Annotated in this window: 3 protein-coding genes; all 3 read right to left on the bottom strand. The window is 39.4% G+C overall.

Features of this window, described 5'->3' with window-relative positions; all coding sequences use genetic code 11:
* Window positions 1–1,540, bottom strand: a 1,540-nt coding sequence (locus MVY38_RS02930; protein WP_297483473.1) for an endonuclease MutS2, incomplete at its 3' end; no start/stop codon positions are given.
* Complete coding sequence (locus MVY38_RS02925; protein WP_297483471.1) at window positions 1,533–1,862, bottom strand: hypothetical protein; 330 nt, start codon at window positions 1,860–1,862, stop codon at window positions 1,533–1,535. The genes MVY38_RS02925 and MVY38_RS02930, both read right to left, overlap by 8 nt.
* Window positions 1,862–3,138 (bottom strand): UDP-N-acetylmuramate--L-alanine ligase (gene murC / locus MVY38_RS02920; protein ID WP_297483469.1); only part of this gene is annotated, 1,277 nt, incomplete at its 5' end. The genes MVY38_RS02925 and murC, both read right to left, overlap by 1 nt.

Genomic DNA, 3,138 nt, shown 5'->3' with positions numbered 1-3,138 from the left:
TTTGTTTGAGTTCACGCTCAAGTTGACTTCCGCGTTCAATGAGCATGGAGAGTTTTTCAGAATTATCGCCATATACTTTTTTCGCATCTTGGACTAATTTATGAGAAATCCCATAACGGCTTGCAGTCTCAAAGGCATAACTCTTCCCAATGATTCCTTGCATAAACTCATAGGTCGGTTTTCGTGCCTCTTCATCATAGATGGCAGCCATAAGTTCCACATCATCACGATCAGCCATAAGTGCTGCAAGGCGTTTGTGGTGGGTTGTGACTACTATTTTTTGTCCGCGTTTTATCAGCTCATCAAGTATGACTTTAAAGAGTGCTGCTGCCTCATCAGAGTCAGTTCCGAGTTCTATTTCATCGACACCTACAAGGGCAGACTTGTACTCAAAGATGTTGGAAAACTGCTGCATACGCCCTGCAAAGGTAGAGATGTCATTTTTAACATTTTGTGGGTCGTCTATGATGGCTTGAACGGCTTTAAAACTTCCAATATGTGAGTGTACTTCGTTTAGCTTCATAGGAATGATGTATTTTGCCATAAATGCAGAAGCGAGGATGGACTTAAGCAACATGGTTTTACCACCAGCATTGACCCCTGTAATCATCAAAATATTTTTAGAAAAATCGACGCTAATAGGTTTTGCTTTATGTAGGGCAGGGTGGACGAAATCTTTGAGCACTATTTTAGTGTCTTTTTTGCTTTTGATAAGCTGTAGATTTTTACTCTTTGCAAAGAGTACACGCGCCTGATAGTTATCAAAGCGTGTAAACTCTTTGTCTATAAACTTTATAAAAGGCTGTAACTCTGCTAATTTTGTAGAGAAAGTTTTTGCATACTCATAAAAAATAGCCTCTCTCTCTTGCTCTATAAAACGGATTTTTTCTTTTGATTTTAGTATGCTATCTGGTGCAATATAGAAAAATCCACCGGTAGAGCGTCCAAGAACTGCACCTTTTAGTACATGGTTGAAGCCACCGCGAACGAGCAGACACTCTTCGTTATTAATAAGATGGATTTGTGTATCTACAAGATAACCTGCTAGTTTTGAGCTTGACATCAGGCGTTTAAGTGCACCTGAAATGTTGTTTTTGTGCTCTTTTACACGCTCAGTGAGATGAAAAAGATTTTCATCGAGATTCTCCTCAAACTTGCCATCATGTGTGAAGTATTTCTCTACCTCTAAAAACTTTTCAGGGATGATAAACTTCTCCATCCACTCCCCAATGAGCCCTTCGAGTTCCCGTTTTTCAAAGTAGCGAAAATAGCGCACGATTTTGACTATTTCAAATATCTGCTCAAATGTGAGCAGACCGTGTTTTTTTAAATGCCCATGAATCTCGTAAAAATCAATGACTTTTGGAGGTGCTTTAAACTCAAGTTTATCAAGCTCTTTGATGTATCTAAAATGAAGTTCTTGGTCGCCTTCGATGTAGAGTGGATGTTCACGAGAAAAAAAGCTACTAAATTGTTCAATATATTGGGATAAATCGAGTTGATTTATGAGCGTTTGTATTTTTGTTGTTGTCTTATTCACAGTCTGTTGCACTTATCATTTCCGCATAATGTGGGGTGTTCTTTTTTCCTATAAATGTGTAGGTTCCGATGCTCAGCGAGTAGCTTGCTGCGTTTACATCTCTGTCTTTACATTTTATAGTTTTGCCCTGTTTGTATTGGGTGACGATATTGAGGAGTTTTTGTCTCTGGTTGTTTTGGTAAGTATTGTAGGCTATGGCACTGTAGATAATGACAAACAGTGCTGTTGTAATGGATATTTTATGCATCTTAGTAAGTTCTGTAAAGTAGTGCAGTATGTAAAAGAGCCCGATTAAAAGAACAAAAGATACTATGTACGCCACTATGCAATTCCTCTGATTTGGTAGGTGATGTCACCAGCCCCAAAACCAATAATAAGCCCCTTATCTAGGGTTTCTAAGTCTTTGTTGTCTTTGATAACTTTGATGGTATTGTTTGTACGGGAGATTTTATCTGCCATTGTGAGATTGTACTCTTTAAAACTCTCTTGGAAATTTATTTCACGAGGAGCTTCACCTGCTGACCATACAGGAAGAATGATAAGCTCTGCAGCACCATCAAAACATTTGATGAACTCATCGAGATTGTCAATAGTGCGTGAGTATTTATGTGGTTGCCAGATAGCGGTAATTTTTTCAAAACCTTTGAGATGTGCGTACTCTTTGACTGATTCAAAGGTCGCTTTTATCTCTGTAGGGTGGTGTCCATAATCATCAATGATTACGCTGTCGCTTTCAAAACCTACAATGTCAAAACGCTTTTTAATGCCTTTGAATGTGAGAAGATTTTGACGAATATCTTCAATATCCATAGATTCATGCGCTGCTAAAATAGCAAGTGCAGCATCAATGGCGATGTGCTTTCCAAACCCCCAAACATCAAAAGAGCCAAAATCTTTAAAAGTAAAACGGGTGTGGGGTTCATTATTTATAAGAACGAACTCTATGTTTTTAATGTCTTTGCTTGGGTAGAGCCATTTTGCATCTACTGTATCTACAAGGGTGGAGAGAAATGGGTCTTCTGCGTTTAGAACTTTAAGCGGGGCGAGGTTTATAAAAGTTTTGTAGGTATCGTAAAAAAGCTCATAGTTGTAGTCGTAGTACTCCATATGCTCTGGCTCTGCATTTATGACAATGGCACAGTACGGGTTTGTGTTTACAAAACTTCCATCACTCTCATCTGCTTCAAAGAGCATCACATCACTTTTTTCATCATAACGCACATTTGAGCCAAATGCTTTTGACTCTGCCCCAATAATGGCAGAACCCTCCATAATGGAAGCTAAAATGGCACTTGTGGTACTTTTACCGTGTGCACCTGCTACGGCATAAACCTTTTTGTCATCTAAAATCTTCAGCAGTGCTTCGCGGCGCGCAAGCACTTCGATGCCTTTTGCTTTTGCTGCGACTACTTCAGGATTGTCAGGGCTGATGATGGCAGAGTGCACAACGAGGTCTTGGTCTGTAATAGCTGAAGCAGCATGGGCAACTGTAATAGCAATGCCCATATCTCGTAGTTTTTTTGTGATGATGGTGTCTTTAATGTCAGAACCGCTCACTTCATGCCCTTTAAAGTGCATATATTGTGCAAGTCCTGAGA

The organism is Sulfurimonas sp., from assembly GCF_027056685.1.
Classification (GTDB): domain Bacteria; phylum Campylobacterota; class Campylobacteria; order Campylobacterales; family Sulfurimonadaceae; genus Sulfurimonas.
Note: the sequence above shows the minus strand (reverse complement) of the source record. Positions and strands in the feature narration are given on the sequence as shown.